At 52.9% G+C, this 13,071-nt stretch carries 13 protein-coding genes; 9 read left to right on the plus strand and 4 right to left on the minus strand.

Features of this window, described 5'->3' with window-relative positions; translation table 11 throughout:
• Window positions 1–31 precede the first annotated feature (31 nt).
• Window positions 32–1,084, plus strand: a complete 1,053-nt coding sequence (locus tag BXY66_RS17290; protein WP_165929230.1) for a TPM domain-containing protein — start codon at window positions 32–34, stop codon at window positions 1,082–1,084.
• A gap of 2 nt (window positions 1,085–1,086) precedes the next feature.
• On the opposite strand, the gene mutS is transcribed toward BXY66_RS17290, so the two are convergent.
• A complete protein-coding gene (gene mutS / locus BXY66_RS17295) occupies window positions 1,087–3,699 on the minus strand; it encodes a DNA mismatch repair protein MutS (RefSeq protein ID WP_132861846.1) in 2,613 nt (870 codons plus the stop codon).
• A 162-nt stretch (window positions 3,700–3,861) separates the two neighbouring features.
• On the opposite strand from mutS, the gene BXY66_RS17300 reads away from it, so the two are divergent.
• Window positions 3,862–4,731, plus strand: a complete 870-nt coding sequence (locus BXY66_RS17300; RefSeq protein WP_132861661.1) for a ribokinase — start codon at window positions 3,862–3,864, stop codon at window positions 4,729–4,731.
• Between the two features lie 51 nt (window positions 4,732–4,782).
• Here BXY66_RS17300 and msrA read toward each other — a convergent pair whose 3' ends face one another.
• Entirely contained in the window at window positions 4,783–5,445 is a 663-nt protein-coding gene (msrA, locus tag BXY66_RS17305; protein ID WP_132861662.1) for a peptide-methionine (S)-S-oxide reductase MsrA, read from the minus strand.
• Window positions 5,446–5,608: 163 nt separating this feature from the next.
• On the opposite strand from msrA, the gene BXY66_RS17310 reads away from it, so the two are divergent.
• The 7 genes from BXY66_RS17310 to rfbA all read left to right on the plus strand — a co-directional run bounded on the left by BXY66_RS17310 (window position 5,609) and on the right by rfbA (window position 11,401).
• Window positions 5,609–6,523 carry a D-amino acid aminotransferase gene (locus BXY66_RS17310; RefSeq protein WP_132861663.1) on the plus strand — a complete coding sequence of 305 codons (915 nt, stop codon included), beginning with the start codon at window positions 5,609–5,611 and terminating at the stop codon, window positions 6,521–6,523.
• A 63-nt stretch (window positions 6,524–6,586) separates the two neighbouring features.
• Window positions 6,587–7,309 (plus strand): sulfotransferase-like domain-containing protein, encoded by a 723-nt coding sequence (locus tag BXY66_RS17315; RefSeq protein ID WP_132861664.1) that lies wholly within the window; start codon window positions 6,587–6,589, stop codon window positions 7,307–7,309.
• Window positions 7,310–7,392: 83 nt separating this feature from the next.
• Window positions 7,393–7,950, plus strand: a complete 558-nt coding sequence (gene rfbC / locus BXY66_RS17320; protein ID WP_425057078.1) for a dTDP-4-dehydrorhamnose 3,5-epimerase — start codon at window positions 7,393–7,395, stop codon at window positions 7,948–7,950.
• A 5-nt stretch (window positions 7,951–7,955) separates the two neighbouring features.
• Window positions 7,956–9,005: a dTDP-glucose 4,6-dehydratase gene (gene rfbB / locus BXY66_RS17325; protein WP_132861666.1), complete on the plus strand. Its 1,050-nt coding sequence runs from the start codon at window positions 7,956–7,958 to the stop codon at window positions 9,003–9,005.
• Window positions 9,006–9,011: 6 nt separating this feature from the next.
• Window positions 9,012–9,674: a sulfotransferase family 2 domain-containing protein gene (locus BXY66_RS17330; protein ID WP_132861667.1), complete on the plus strand. Its 663-nt coding sequence runs from the start codon at window positions 9,012–9,014 to the stop codon at window positions 9,672–9,674.
• Window positions 9,646–10,524: a dTDP-4-dehydrorhamnose reductase gene (rfbD, locus tag BXY66_RS17335; protein ID WP_132861668.1), complete on the plus strand. Its 879-nt coding sequence runs from the start codon at window positions 9,646–9,648 to the stop codon at window positions 10,522–10,524. Before BXY66_RS17330 ends, rfbD begins: the two co-directional genes overlap by 29 nt.
• Before the next feature lies 1 nt (window position 10,525).
• On the plus strand, window positions 10,526–11,401 hold the full coding sequence (gene rfbA, locus BXY66_RS17340; RefSeq protein ID WP_132861669.1) for a glucose-1-phosphate thymidylyltransferase RfbA: 876 nt from the start codon (window positions 10,526–10,528) through the stop codon (window positions 11,399–11,401).
• A gap of 9 nt (window positions 11,402–11,410) precedes the next feature.
• Here rfbA and BXY66_RS17345 read toward each other — a convergent pair whose 3' ends face one another.
• Window positions 11,411–12,265 carry a sulfotransferase domain-containing protein gene (locus BXY66_RS17345; protein WP_132861670.1) on the minus strand — a complete coding sequence of 285 codons (855 nt, stop codon included), beginning with the start codon at window positions 12,263–12,265 and terminating at the stop codon, window positions 11,411–11,413.
• A 58-nt stretch (window positions 12,266–12,323) separates the two neighbouring features.
• Window positions 12,324–12,977: a hypothetical protein gene (locus BXY66_RS17350; protein WP_132861671.1), complete on the minus strand. Its 654-nt coding sequence runs from the start codon at window positions 12,975–12,977 to the stop codon at window positions 12,324–12,326.
• Window positions 12,978–13,071: the final 94 nt, after the last annotated feature.

Here is a 13,071-nt window from a genome sequence, read left to right on the forward strand (position 1 = left end):
AAAGCTCCCGGAAACTCGGGAGCTTTTTCTTTTGCGCAATTTCGTTCTGACACTGGTGACATTGATTAGCGTTGCCGTCCCGGCCATAGCCGCCGACCTCCCATCTTATGATGAGCTCTACGTCAATGATTTTGCCTTCGTCCTGAGCCAGGACGAAGAACAGGTTATCCGAGAAAAACTTGTCGAAATCCGCAATGATCACGGGATTGAGTTCACTGTTGTCACCATCGACAGCATGTTCAGCTATGGTCACAACGGTCAGATCGAACCCTTTGCGACCGACCTTTTCAATCATTGGGGCGTCGGAGACGCGTCCCGGAATGATGGTGTCATGATGCTGATTGCTCTCAACGATCGGGTCATGCGGATCGAAGTTGGTTCGGGGTACGGGTCGGACAAAAACATTCCGATGAAAAACATCATCGACTCGGTGATAACCCCGCATTTCAAGAAAGATGCCTACTTCGAAGGAATCAATCGGGGTGTGGACCACGTATTTCGCAATCTCACCGGTTATTGGCCCGGCGAAGCGGATGCGACAGGAATGGAAAAAACGATCAACGCCGCTCGGCGAACCGTCGACGGCATCGGGGCCTGGATTTATGCAATTTGGGCCGCACTGGCGGGCGGAGCATATGTCCTTTTTAGAAAATGGCAGCGAAATCGGCCGCGCCGATGCCCGAACGACGGCTCCAAGATGGAGCGCATTCAGGAAGACCTCGACGATGACTACCTCAAAGCGGGTCAAATCACAGAGGAACGCCTGAAAAGCGTGGACTACGACGTCTGGTGCTGCATGCGCTGCGATCACCACACTGTTGAAGGCTACAAGAGTCTGTTCACACGCTACGGTGCCTGTCGGTCGTGCGGTTACAAAACGCTCGAAAGCGACAGCACCATTCTAGAGTCTGCGACGACAACATCTACCGGACTCAAGCGCGTGGATTACAACTGCAAGAACTGTCACGACAGTTGGAGCGTCAAGCGTGTGATCCCAAAAAGATCTGAAAGCTCGTCCTCATCCGGAGGATCTTCGTTTGGCGGAGGAAGTTCTTCCGGAGGCGGTGCGTCCGGAAGCTGGTAACCTCAATCGCCTGCCAGTTCTTTGAGCTCATAAATCAGGTTCAGCGCTTCTCTGGGGCTCAGGGTGTCCGGATGCACTTGTTCTAACTTCTCTTGTAGAGGTGACGGACCCGAAGGTGCGGCGGCCACTGGAGCGGGCGTGGCTGCAAACAAAGGTAGATCATCGATCAAGGCCTTTTGAGCTTTACCTTCACGCTCTCCCTTTTCCAAAGCGTCCAGAACAACGCGAGCACGCTCAACAACGGCGGAAGGCAAGCCAGCCAGCTGTGCAACCTGCACACCGTAGGAGCGATCAGCCGCACCTTGCGTGACCTCATGAAGAAAGATCACTTCGCCTTCCCATTCTCGAACCGCAACCGTTGCGTTATCCACGCCAGACATCTTGCCAGCGAGCTGGGTCATTTCGTGGTAATGCGTTGCAAACAGCGCGCGGGATTTATTCACATCATGCAGATGTTCCAACGTGGCCCAAGCAATCGACAAGCCATCATAAGTCGCCGTCCCACGGCCTATTTCGTCGAGAATGACCAGAGCCCGATCGTCAGCCTGATTGAGAATTGCGGCTGTTTCCACCATCTCAACCATAAACGTGGAGCGACCACGTGCGAGATCGTCGCTTGCTCCCACGCGGCTGAATAACTGGCTAACCAAACCGATTTTAGCCCTGTCGGCAGGCACAAAGCTCCCCATCTGCGCAAGCAATGCGATCAAGGCGTTTTGACGAAGAAAAGTCGATTTACCAGCCATGTTTGGACCAGTCAGCAACCAGATGCTCGCGGCATCCCCTCCGGAAAGATCGCAATTATTGGCTACGAACGGATCGCCGACTTTGCGCAATGCGGCTTCGACGACGGGATGCCGCCCGCCTTCGATTGCAAAATCCCGGCTGTCGTCGACATCTGGCCGTATCCAGTTCTCGTTGACCGCCAGTTCCGCCATGGCGCTCGCCAAATCGAATTCCGCAAGTGCTTTTGACGCTGTGGATATCCGCGCCGAACATTCAAGAATGGCCCCTTTTAAGGTGTCATAGAGCCGCTTTTCGATCTCTAGAGCGCGATTTCCCGCGTTCAAAATCTTGGCTTCCATTTCGCTCAACTCAACGGTGGTGAAGCGTACCTGGTTTGCCGTTGTCTGACGATGAATAAAGGTTTCGCTAAGTGGCGGTGACATCATCGCATCGGCATGTTTGGCCGTGGTTTCGATGAAATAGCCCAGAACGTTGTTGTGTTTGATTTTGAGGGACGCGATTCCGGTCTGATCCGAATATTGCGCCTGCATGCCGGCGATCACCCCACGACCCTCGTCTCGCAACTCCCGGCTTTCGTCGAGTTCCGCATCAAATCCTGGCGCGATGAACCCGCCATCCCGCGCCAAAAGAGGCGGTTCCGCAATCAAGGCATCTTCCAAGAGGTCGAGTAACTGGTCATGACCCTCAAGCGACATCCTCGCTTCAGCGAGATCCGCCGGAAGCTCTCCAAAATCGCGCTCGGCAAGCTCGCCAGCCTGCCCAAGGCCGTTACGAACAGCGGCAAGGTCTCTTGGTCCACCCCGATCCAGTGATAATCGCGAAAGCGCGCGATCCAGATCCGGCACTTTTCTGAGACTGTCGCGCAGGTCCGCAGCGACACTCCTGTTGTCTGCCATGTAGGAAACAGAGTCCAGCCTCCGCCGTATGTCGGGAATCGATAGCGACGGAGAGGACAGCCGCCGTTCAAGCAAACGCGCGCCACTCGCAGTAACGGTTCGGTCGATCGTCGCCAGCAAAGATCCCGCCCGCCCACCTGACAGGCTTGCCGTCAGTTCCAGATTGCGGCGTGTCGCTGCATCAATCTGCATTACCCCCTGCGTGGCTTCGCGCACTGGTGGCTGAAGCAGCGGGAGTTTGCCCTTCTGTGTGATTTCCAGATAGTCAACGATGGCCCCAAGAGCACCGGTTTCGGCGCGACCAAAAGTGCCGAAAGCCTCCAAAGAGGATGCCTTGAATAAAGCAGAAACACGTTTTTCCGCTGAAACAGAGTCGAAACTGCCGCGTGAAACGGACGTTATAGAGACACCCATATCGTCGGCAACGGAGTTCACATTTCCTTCTGCGCCCTCGGCGACCAGCAACTCACTTGGCGCCAATCTTGCAAGTTCCGGTCCCAGACGGACTGGTGCCATTGGCGTCACGTGAAGCGCGCCGGTGGAAATATCGGCCCAGGCCAAAGCCGCTTCATCACGCACTATGGAAAACGCAGCCAGGAAGTTGTGTCGCCGCGCATCAAGCAAGCTATCTTCCGTCAGAGTTCCGGGAGTCACCAAACGAACAACGTCGCGCTTGACCACGGCCTTGTATCCGCGCTTCTTTGCTTCTGCCGGGCTCTCCAGCTGCTCACAAACAGCCACCCGAAATCCTTTGCGGATAAGCGTCAGAAAATACCCTTCGGCTGCATGGTGCGGCACCCCGCACATTGGGATGTCGGCTCCGTCATGCTTGCCGCGTTTGGTCAAGGCAATGTCCAGAGCCTCCGCCGCCGCCACAGCGTCGTCAAAGAACATCTCGTAAAAATCGCCCATCCGATAGAACAGCAACGCATCGGGATATTGCGCTTTGATCTCCAGATATTGCGCCATCATCGGCGTGACGCCCGGCTTGTCGCCCTTCACTGCTCAGAACCCCCCAAGGTTTGGTTCCATTGAAATAGCAAACCCCTGCCTTGGAGGAAACGCGCAAATCCGACATTCTGAGATAGACAGAGCATCACAAAATTGATCATGTGGTCAAAAAGGGTACGGCTTATGGCAATCTACAATCTCGGTTCCATCAACGCGGACTATTTCTATCGCGTACCCCACCTTCCCGGCCCCGGAGAAACCCTTGCTGCGCAGGGCTTGAATCGCGGCCTCGGAGGCAAAGGTGCCAACATGTCTGTCGCGGCAGCACGGGCAGGTGCACGCACGGTTCATATCGGTGCCGTGGGTAATGAGGGCCTCTGGGCACGTGATCAGATGATGGAATCCGGAGTCGATACGCGACATGTGTCCGTTCTATCAGATGTCCCGACGGGGCACGCGATCATCAATGTCGATGCAAGCGGAGAAAATGCGATCGTTCTGTTGCCGGGGGCGAACCATGAAATTCCGGAAGAAACGCGCGCTGCGGCTTTGGCGGAGGCGTCTACTGGGGACACCTTTTTGGTACAAAATGAGACACTAAATCAGGCCGAAACCGCCAAAATGGCGCGTGAATTGGGATTGTACGTCGCGTATGCTGCTGCGCCTTTCGATGCAGACGCTACTGCAAAGATTTTGCCGTATTTGGATTTTTTGATCCTCAACGAAGTCGAAGCCGCACAGCTCGAATCTGCAACCGGCAAGACGGCAGGCGCGCTGGGCGTACCGGATGTCATCATTACACTCGGAGCCAAGGGCGCGCGCTGGATCACACAAACAGAAAGCCGAGACTTCCCGGCCATGCCGGTCACTCCTGTCGACACGACGGGAGCCGGCGATACCTTCACCGGTTACGTTCTTGCAGCACGAGATCGTGGTTTACCGATGGAGCAGGCAATTATGCTCGCGTCGCGTGCCGCCGCATTGATGGTCACGCGACATGGCACCGCTGATGTCATCCCGGATCTGAAGGACGTGGATGAGGCGCGGTTTTGATCCCGCGCCAAAAATCTAACCGTCGTACGAGCAGCTTTTAACTGCTGCCTATCAGTTTCCAACGAAGGGTGCCGCGCTTCCCCAAAGCGCCTTGACCTTGGCATCACGTTTGCAAGCCTTGCGATAACGTTTGTAAGCTTCGCTTTGCTTCTTCGGGCCAAAGCGGGTCAAAACGATGTTTTCGCCCTTGTAGTAATCTTGATGATAATCTTCGGCGTCATAGAAACGGCCTGCGTCCAAAATCGGGGTAACGATGTTGCGCCCCAACGCAGCTTGCGCTTCGGCCTTGGCCGCTTCAGCAAGCGACTTTTCGCGTTTGTTAGAGACGAAAATAGCGGTGCGGTAGCTGTCGCCGCGGTCACAGAATTGTCCACCAGCGTCCGTGGGATCGACTGATCTGAAGAACAGATGCAGCAACTCCTCGCGCGAAACTTTTGCAGGGTCATAAATGATTTTGACCGCCTCGTAGTGTCCGGTCCCGCCTTTTGTAACCTGCTTGTAAGTCGGCTTCTTTGTGGAGCCACCGGTGTAGCCCGAAACGGCCTCTTTTACACCGGGAACGCTTTCGAAGTCTTTTTCAACGCACCAGAAACAGCCACCTGCCACAACGAGCGTTTCGCTACCCGCAGCATGGGATTTATGCCCTTGAACCGCGGCTCCTACGAGGATCAGGACAAACAAAACAGCGGACTTCAGGTTCTGTAATCTGGACATGAGGTGACTCTCCTTTGTCGCCACCCTGCGTACCCGCAGTAAAAGCCTCAATCCCATGAAACCAAATGTCACGCTGTGGTGAACGGCTTTGATCGCATTTTCCGACTTGGCCTCTCCGTAACTCCGCTCTAGCGTCGCCTCACCAGCGAAGGGGAAAGAGCAAATGACCGACCACGTCACAACCCACCAGGCCGCGGAAGACGCCCGAAACGAGGAAATACTCATTTGGCTTAACGGCAGGGTAGTGCCAAAATCCGAGGCGGTAGTTTCCGTTTACGATAGCGGCTTCATGTTGGGAGATGGGGTGTGGGAAGGGCTACGCCTTTATGACGGGCACTGGGCGTTCCTGAACGAACATATTGACCGGCTATTTGAAGCTGCGAAAGCGATCGATCTGGACATCGGGATGGACAAAGCTGCGGTGGTTCAGGCGCTTGAGGACACCCGCGCGGCAAACAGCATGACATCTGATGCCCATGCTCGTCTGATGGTTACTCGTGGCGTGAAAACCCGTCCGTTCCAGCACCCGGGGCTAAGCCAGCAGGGTCCCACCATGACCATTATTATGGAACACTCAAAGCCCTCGCTGCCTCGTCCAATTCGTTTGGCTACGGTGCCGCACGTTAGGGGGCTTCCGATGACGCAAGATCCGAAACTAAACTCGCATTCAAAACTCAACTGTATCTTGGCGTGCATCGCCGCCGAGAAAGCTGGCGCCGATGAGGCGCTGATGCTTGACGTGAATGGATTCGTGAACACCACAAATGCCTGCAACTTCTTCATCGTGCGAAAAGGGGCTGTTTGGACTTCTACTGGTGACTATTGCATGAACGGCATCACGCGTCAGAAGGTGATTGATGTGTGCCGCGCTGACGGGATTCCCGTGTTTGAGAGGAACTATTCACTAGTCGATACGTATGGCGCCGACGAAGCATTCCTGACCGGGACTTTTGGTGCCCAGACGCCTGTGAGTGCCATCGACGGCCGCCAGATCGGTGACGGCGAAATGGGTGAAATGACCAAACACATCCGCCGGCTTTACAAAGATCTGGTTGCCAGAGAAGCAGCCAAGAACTGAAATTCCAATACAGACGTTTTACCGACGTAAAACCGACGCTTTGCAGACAGGAGAAAGCGCCTCATGAAAATCGCCATGTGGAGCGGCCCCCGCAACCTTTCGACCGCCATGATGTACGCATTTGGCAACCGCTCAGACTGCGCGGTGGTGGATGAGCCGTTTTATGCAGCATATTTGAACATGACCGGTATCGATCACCCCATGAAAGAGGATATTCTTACCTCGCAGAGTCAGGACCCACATGACGTGGTACGCGATCTATCCGGACCAATTCCGGATGAGAAAAAGGTTTATTATCAGAAGCATATGACACAGCATATGGTCGAAGGTGTCCCGAGAGACTGGATGCGTGACCTGACCAATGTTTTTCTTATTCGCCATCCAGCCCGCGTCATTGCTTCATACGCAGCGAAAAGGGAAAATCCGACGATCTCGGACATAGGCTTCGAACAACAGTCAGAGCTTTTTGATCTCGTGTCCGATTGGGGACAGACACCAATCGTAGTCGATAGTCACGACATCCGCGAAAACCCCCGCGAGATGCTCAAAAAGCTCTGTAAGTCCATAGACTTACCATTTTCGGAAGACATGCTTTCTTGGCCGGAGGGCGGGCACAAGGCCGACGGCGTCTGGGCATCTCACTGGTATGGCGCCGTGTGGAAATCGACAGGTTTCGCAGGTGCTGAAGGACCGCTACCTGAGGTGCCGGACTATCTCCAACATGTGCTGGACGCAGCACTTCCACACTACGAGAAAATGAAATCTGTGAAACTATACAACACGTAGTGCTTCCAGTCGTGGCAATGGGGTTTTCCTGCTGACCTACCGCGTGTATGCAGTGGCCAACGTTGGTTTTAGGACTCATTCGTATGTTGGAAGTTGCCGAAACGCGCCTACCTGGCGTGGTCCTGTTGACCCCTGCCAGATTTGGAGATCATCGGGGGTTTTTTTCCGAAAGCTGGAACAAAAAGCGCATGGCGGATGCCGGCTTGGATATTGATTTTGTTCAGGATAACCACTCGCTTTCGAGTGAAGCCGGAACAATCAGAGGTCTTCATTTTCAGACACCGCCACATGCGCAAGGAAAACTGGTTCGATGCGGTCGCGGAGCGCTATTTGATGTAGCCGTCGACATTCGCAAAGGAAGCCCGACCTACGGCGAATGGGTGGGCGAAGAGCTAACTGCCGAAAACGGCAAACAGCTTTGGATTCCAGCCGGTTTCGCACACGGCTTCGTAACCCGTGAGCCAGACACCGAAATTGTCTACAAATGCACAGATTACTACTCTCCTGAGTGTGACGCGGGTCTGCGATGGGATAGTTGCGGCGTCGATTGGAATTTCGATGGCAATCCAATCCTGTCTGAAAAAGACACGTCCGCGCCGGTTCTGGATGACTTCGATAGCCCCTTCACATTTAAGGAATGAGCAGCATGAAACTTCTTGTTACCGGAGGCGCTGGATTTATTGGGTCAGCAGTAGTTCGATTGGCTGTTTCGCGCGGGCATGAGGTCGTTAATCTTGATGCTTTGACTTACGCGGCTTGCTTGGAAAACGTGGCTTCCGTTTCGGATAGCCCTCTGTATTCGTTTGAGAAAGCCGACATCCGCGATCGTGAACAACTGGATCAGATTTTTGCGGCTCACAAACCAGATGTTGTCATGCACCTAGCAGCGGAGTCTCACGTCGACCGTTCTATCGACGGGCCGGGAGACTTCATCGAAACCAATATCACCGGCACCTACAACATGCTTGAAGCCGCCAGAAGCTATTGGGTAAATGCAGGCAAACCTGAGGCCTTTCGCTTCCACCACATATCCACGGATGAAGTATTCGGCTCTCTTCCGAATGATCCGAAGGTGCAGTTTACCGAAACGACGGCCTATGACCCACGCAGCCCATATTCCGCATCCAAAGCCGCATCGGATCACTTGGTACGGGCGTGGCAAGAAACTTATGGGCTACCGGTTGTATTAACTAACTGCTCCAACAATTACGGCCCGTATCATTTCCCCGAGAAACTGATCCCCGTTGTTATTCTGAACGCATTGGCTGGAAAAGAACTTCCGATCTATGGCGATGGTTCCAATGTGCGCGACTGGTTGTATGTCGAGGACCATGCAGACGCTCTGCTTTTGGTTGCCCAAAAAGGGGAGCTGGGGCGCTCTTACAATATTGGTGGCGAGAATGAACGAACAAACCTTCAGTTGGTGAAAACACTCTGTTCGATACTGGACGCGCAACACCCAAAAACTGACGGTACGTCTTATGCCGATCAAATAACTTTTGTGACCGACCGGCCCGGTCACGATGCGCGATATGCAATTGATCCAACTCGAATCCGTGAGGAACTCGGATGGCGTCCAAGCGTAACGGTTGAAGAGGGGTTGGAAAGGACTGTCACGTGGTATCTTGAGAATGAAGACTGGTGGCGACCTTTGCAAGAACGTCATGGTGTCGGACAACGATTGGGCACTGGGTGAATTGGTATGCCGATTGCTAGAATTTCTGGCAAACTGATTTACTTCGCGCATGTTCCCAAATGCGCAGGTACCTCTGTGGAGAGGTATCTTGTACGGCGTTTTGGGAAGCTGGCTTTCCACGATACGAAATTTGGCGGACGGCCCAATCGCCTTCGATGGACAAAAAGTTCACCACAACACGTTCCGTTGAATGCATTGAATAGCTTGTTTCCAAATGACTTTTTTGATGCGAGCTTTGCCGTCGTTCGGCATCCTATTGACCGGCTTGCGTCAGCTTTTCTTTTTCAGCGGGAGATTGAGGGTCAGATTCCAGACAATACGACCTTTGGGAGTTGGCTGGAGGATGCTGCCTCTGAAAGGAATCGCCGGCCTTTTGCGTTCGACAATCATGTACGTGCTGCCGTAGATTTCATCCCGGAAAATGCCGATGTTTTCCGACTTGAGGACGGTTTGGAGGATGTTGTTTTCTGGCTAGATAGACAAGCTAAATGCGCTGATGGCCCACGGGAAATTGGATCTGAAAACGTTTTAAAGACGCGCCTGATTTGGGAAGAACGAGAACCGGTTGAGTTCGCACTATCAAGCGACGAACGAGAGTTAGTGTATTCACTCTATGAAGAAGATTTTGTGAGATTTGGATATGAACGAGACGCCAAAACAAAGTATTGAGGCGCCCATTCTGGTGTTTGGCCGCACAGGACAAGTAGCGACTGAACTGCAACGTCAAAGCGATCGGGTGATCGCACTGGGCCGCGATGAGGCGGACTTGAGCAATCCGGAAGCATGTGCGGCGATCATCGCGGAAACCGACGCCGGCGCTGTGATCAATGCGGCTGCATACACGGCCGTTGACAAAGCTGAAGAGGAAGAAGCGCTAGCCACTTTAGTCAACGGTAAGTCGCCGACTGCTATGGCGAACGCATGTCTTCGTCGAGACATTCCTTTTGTACACATTTCAACGGACTACGTTTTCGAAGGGTCTGGCACTGCTCCTTGGAAAACAAGCGACGATGTCGGCCCGCTTGGGGCGTATGGGCGTTCCAAACTGGCCGGTGAAGAGGGGATTCGTGCAAGCGGTTGTTGCGCCGCAATTCTGCGGACAAGTTGGGTGTTTTCCGCGCATGGCAACAACTTTGTCAAAACGATGTTGCGTCTTTCCGAGGAGCGGGACTCTTTGACAGTTGTCGCCGATCAGATTGGCGGACCGACGCCTGCGGCGGATATTGCAGCAGCTTGTTTAGAAATTGCCGATAACATGATCTCCGGTCAAAGTGGTGGCACCTATCATTTCTCCGGAGCACCGGACGTGAGTTGGGCAGATTTTGCGCGTGAAGTTTTTGCCCAAGCCGGTCGCAAGGTAAAGGTGTCCGACATTCCATCGATCGCATATCCGACGCCAGCTGAGCGCCCTATGAATTCGCGAATGGATTGTTCTGACCTGGAACAGGATTTTGGAATTTTCCGCCCTGATTGGCGGGCCGGCCTTTTGGCTGTTTTGAAAGATTTAAAAGGTAACTGACATGACCAAACGCAAGGGTATCATTTTGGCAGGCGGGTCTGGCACTCGGCTTTATCCTATCACGATGGGTGTTTCGAAGCAGCTTTTGCCGATTTACGACAAGCCTATGATCTACTATCCGCTGAGCGTGTTGATGCTTGCTGGCATTCGGGAAGTTGCCATTATCACGACACCCGAAGACCAGAGCCAGTTCCAACGCCTTTTGGAAGATGGCAGCCAGTGGGGTATGGACTTTACGTTCATCGTTCAACCCAGCCCGGATGGTCTTGCTCAAGCGTTTATTCTTGCAGAGGAATTCCTCGATGGTTCTCCGTCAACGCTGGTACTTGGTGACAACATTTTCTTTGGGCACGGGCTTTCAGAGCTTCTTGCTCGAGCAAATGCCAAGACCGATGGGGGTACTGTATTTGGTTATCGTGTTGCAGATCCTGAAAGGTACGGCGTCGTGGATTTTGACGCCGGAGGCAACGCGGTATCGATAATCGAAAAGCCTGACGTGCCACCTTCTAACTTCGCAGTGACTGGCCTGTATTTCCTTGATGGAAAGGCACCAGAACGCGCGCGCGCTGTGAAACCGTCGCCACGAGGTGAGCTAGAGATCACTTCACTCTTGGAGATGTATCTCGACGAAGGAAGCTTGTCAGTTGAACGCATGGGGCGAGGATACGCCTGGTTAGACACAGGAACACATGGGTCCTTGCTCGACGCCGGAAATTTTGTGCGTACCCTTGAACAGAGGCAAGGCCTTCAATCCGGTAGTCCGGATGAAATCGCATTTGATCAAGGGTGGATTGATCGAGAACAATTGGCTGCGCGCGCCAAACTTTTTGCAAAAAACGCTTATGGTCAATACCTTGAGCGCTTGCTGCTGGGGTAATTCTTACGCTCAGGATGCGGTGATCTTTCCGACCGCTGCATCCCAGATGCTCGTGTCAAAGCCAGCCTCCGATTTTACAAATTCATAGACTGTGCTGTAGTGCTTGCGCATTTGAAGCATGCTTTCGCTTGGATACAGAATTTTCGCGGGCGAAGCATTTACCACTTTTCCCGTGTCGAAAAGACTTGGGTCTATCTTCAGGAACTCCGCGATACGGTTCAGTTCAGAATCCTCAAACATTGTTTCAAAGAATCCTAGATATATGTTTTCGCTTGAAAAAACTTTGCGCAGGTTTCTCACGGTAAGGTGATAGCTGCTACGCAGTGCGTCTTCCTCGCTGCCCACCTGTCGCAACAATTTTCTGTTCGCTTCAGCTTCGGTTACATCTTGAATTTTGCCTTGATCTCTCAAGTGATTGCGCATTGCACTTTCGGCGCGAGTAATGGGCTCCCGCATCAAAAAGACTACTTTGACCGTGATACCAAGACGGTCGAACCTGTTCCTAATTTTTCTCAACACTTGAATAGGCAGCCCTGAGTAGGAGGGTGTAATATCCGCCGACATTCCGGTTGGGTTCGGAATTATTGCGTTAAAGTGCGCAAAATATTGGTTTGGGTCGGCCAACATGGCCAAACGCTTCATGATGGGGTGGCCTTCGTATGATTCATGACCACTTTTGAGAAGGTCCATGGCTTTCAGTTCGACATTCGTTCTGAAACCCACACACTCTGGGAGGTGTATCGCATCAAAAATATGATGCTCTTTGGTGAAACTACGGGTGAAACTGGGTTGTTTGTCCAGTTGAGCGTGTAACCAAGTAGTTCCGCTCTTTTGAGCCCCGACGCCAAGTATGAAAGTTCTCAATTTTCGCCTCCAAGAAAGACGGTCACACCTAGTCGAGTGGCAAGTCCAATGCGGTCACTTAAGCAGCGGAATTTGCGTCCGAGGAATTCTCAGGACCAAAGCCTTCTTTGCAGTAGTCTTCGAAAGACTTGTACGACTGCTCTGACATAAAGCCATCGAAATCGAATTTTTCATAGTTGGCTTCAAGACCAGTCCAATCGGCAAGTTCCTCAACAAATTGCTCTTTGTTCCGCGCTGCCTTTTCATAAGAAATCAAAAGAGAAGGGCAGCCCCGCATAAGAGAAAGCGCGAGGTTTTTTTGCTGTGCCAACAGGCTTTCGTGAATGGCCTGAAGTTCGCCAACTGGATGCCAGCGGTTTAGCCCTCGGGCATTTGATACTGCGTCGCGATATACGCAGATCAAATGTGGCTTTCGTATCGTTCCCCAAAGTCGGTCCACATAGTTTGCAGCCTGCGGAAATTTCCAACCCCAAATTTCGTGCAACTCGTTTTGTTCTTCAATGGTTTTACGCATCTCGGGAATCGGTTTGCCTGCGAAAGCAGCGCTCTCTTGGTTTTGTGAGTCCACGTCGGGGCCAAGGTGCAAGCCCATTCCACGCAAAACGCCACCCACCATGGACGTGCCACCCCGCATAACACCGTAAACAATATAGGTGCGCGGGCCTTCCTTAAGGCTCTTGCCTTTTGTGATGATGGCGCTGCTTCTTTCCATTACAAAAACCCTTGTTACCAGTTAGGCGATCAGTTCCAAGACAGAAGCTCTGATAAACTCTAATTGTCTCGAGGAATATCCCCGATTTCATTTT

It is taken from the genome of Shimia isoporae (assembly GCF_004346865.1).
Taxonomy (GTDB): domain Bacteria; phylum Pseudomonadota; class Alphaproteobacteria; order Rhodobacterales; family Rhodobacteraceae; genus Shimia; species Shimia isoporae.

Bases quoted from the DNA above. Each gene is read 5' to 3' on its own strand.
- rfbC (WP_425057078.1), top strand. From the start codon at position 7,393: ATGTTGGAAGTTGCCGAAACGCGCCTACCTGGCGTGGTCCTGTTGACC.
- BXY66_RS17300 (WP_132861661.1), top strand. From the start codon at position 3,862: ATGGCAATCTACAATCTCGGTTCCATCAACGCGGACTATTTCTATCGC.
- BXY66_RS17350 (WP_132861671.1), bottom strand. From the start codon at position 12,977: ATGGAAAGAAGCAGCGCCATCATCACAAAAGGCAAGAGCCTTAAGGAA.
- rfbD (WP_132861668.1), top strand. From the start codon at position 9,646: ATGAACGAGACGCCAAAACAAAGTATTGAGGCGCCCATTCTGGTGTTT.
- mutS (WP_132861846.1), bottom strand. From the start codon at position 3,699: ATGATGGCGCAATATCTGGAGATCAAAGCGCAATATCCCGATGCGTTG.
- BXY66_RS17310 (WP_132861663.1), top strand. From the start codon at position 5,609: ATGACCGACCACGTCACAACCCACCAGGCCGCGGAAGACGCCCGAAAC.
- BXY66_RS17330 (WP_132861667.1), top strand. From the start codon at position 9,012: ATGCCGATTGCTAGAATTTCTGGCAAACTGATTTACTTCGCGCATGTT.
- rfbB (WP_132861666.1), top strand. From the start codon at position 7,956: ATGAAACTTCTTGTTACCGGAGGCGCTGGATTTATTGGGTCAGCAGTA.
- rfbA (WP_132861669.1), top strand. From the start codon at position 10,526: ATGACCAAACGCAAGGGTATCATTTTGGCAGGCGGGTCTGGCACTCGG.
- msrA (WP_132861662.1), bottom strand. From the start codon at position 5,445: ATGTCCAGATTACAGAACCTGAAGTCCGCTGTTTTGTTTGTCCTGATC.
- BXY66_RS17315 (WP_132861664.1), top strand. From the start codon at position 6,587: ATGAAAATCGCCATGTGGAGCGGCCCCCGCAACCTTTCGACCGCCATG.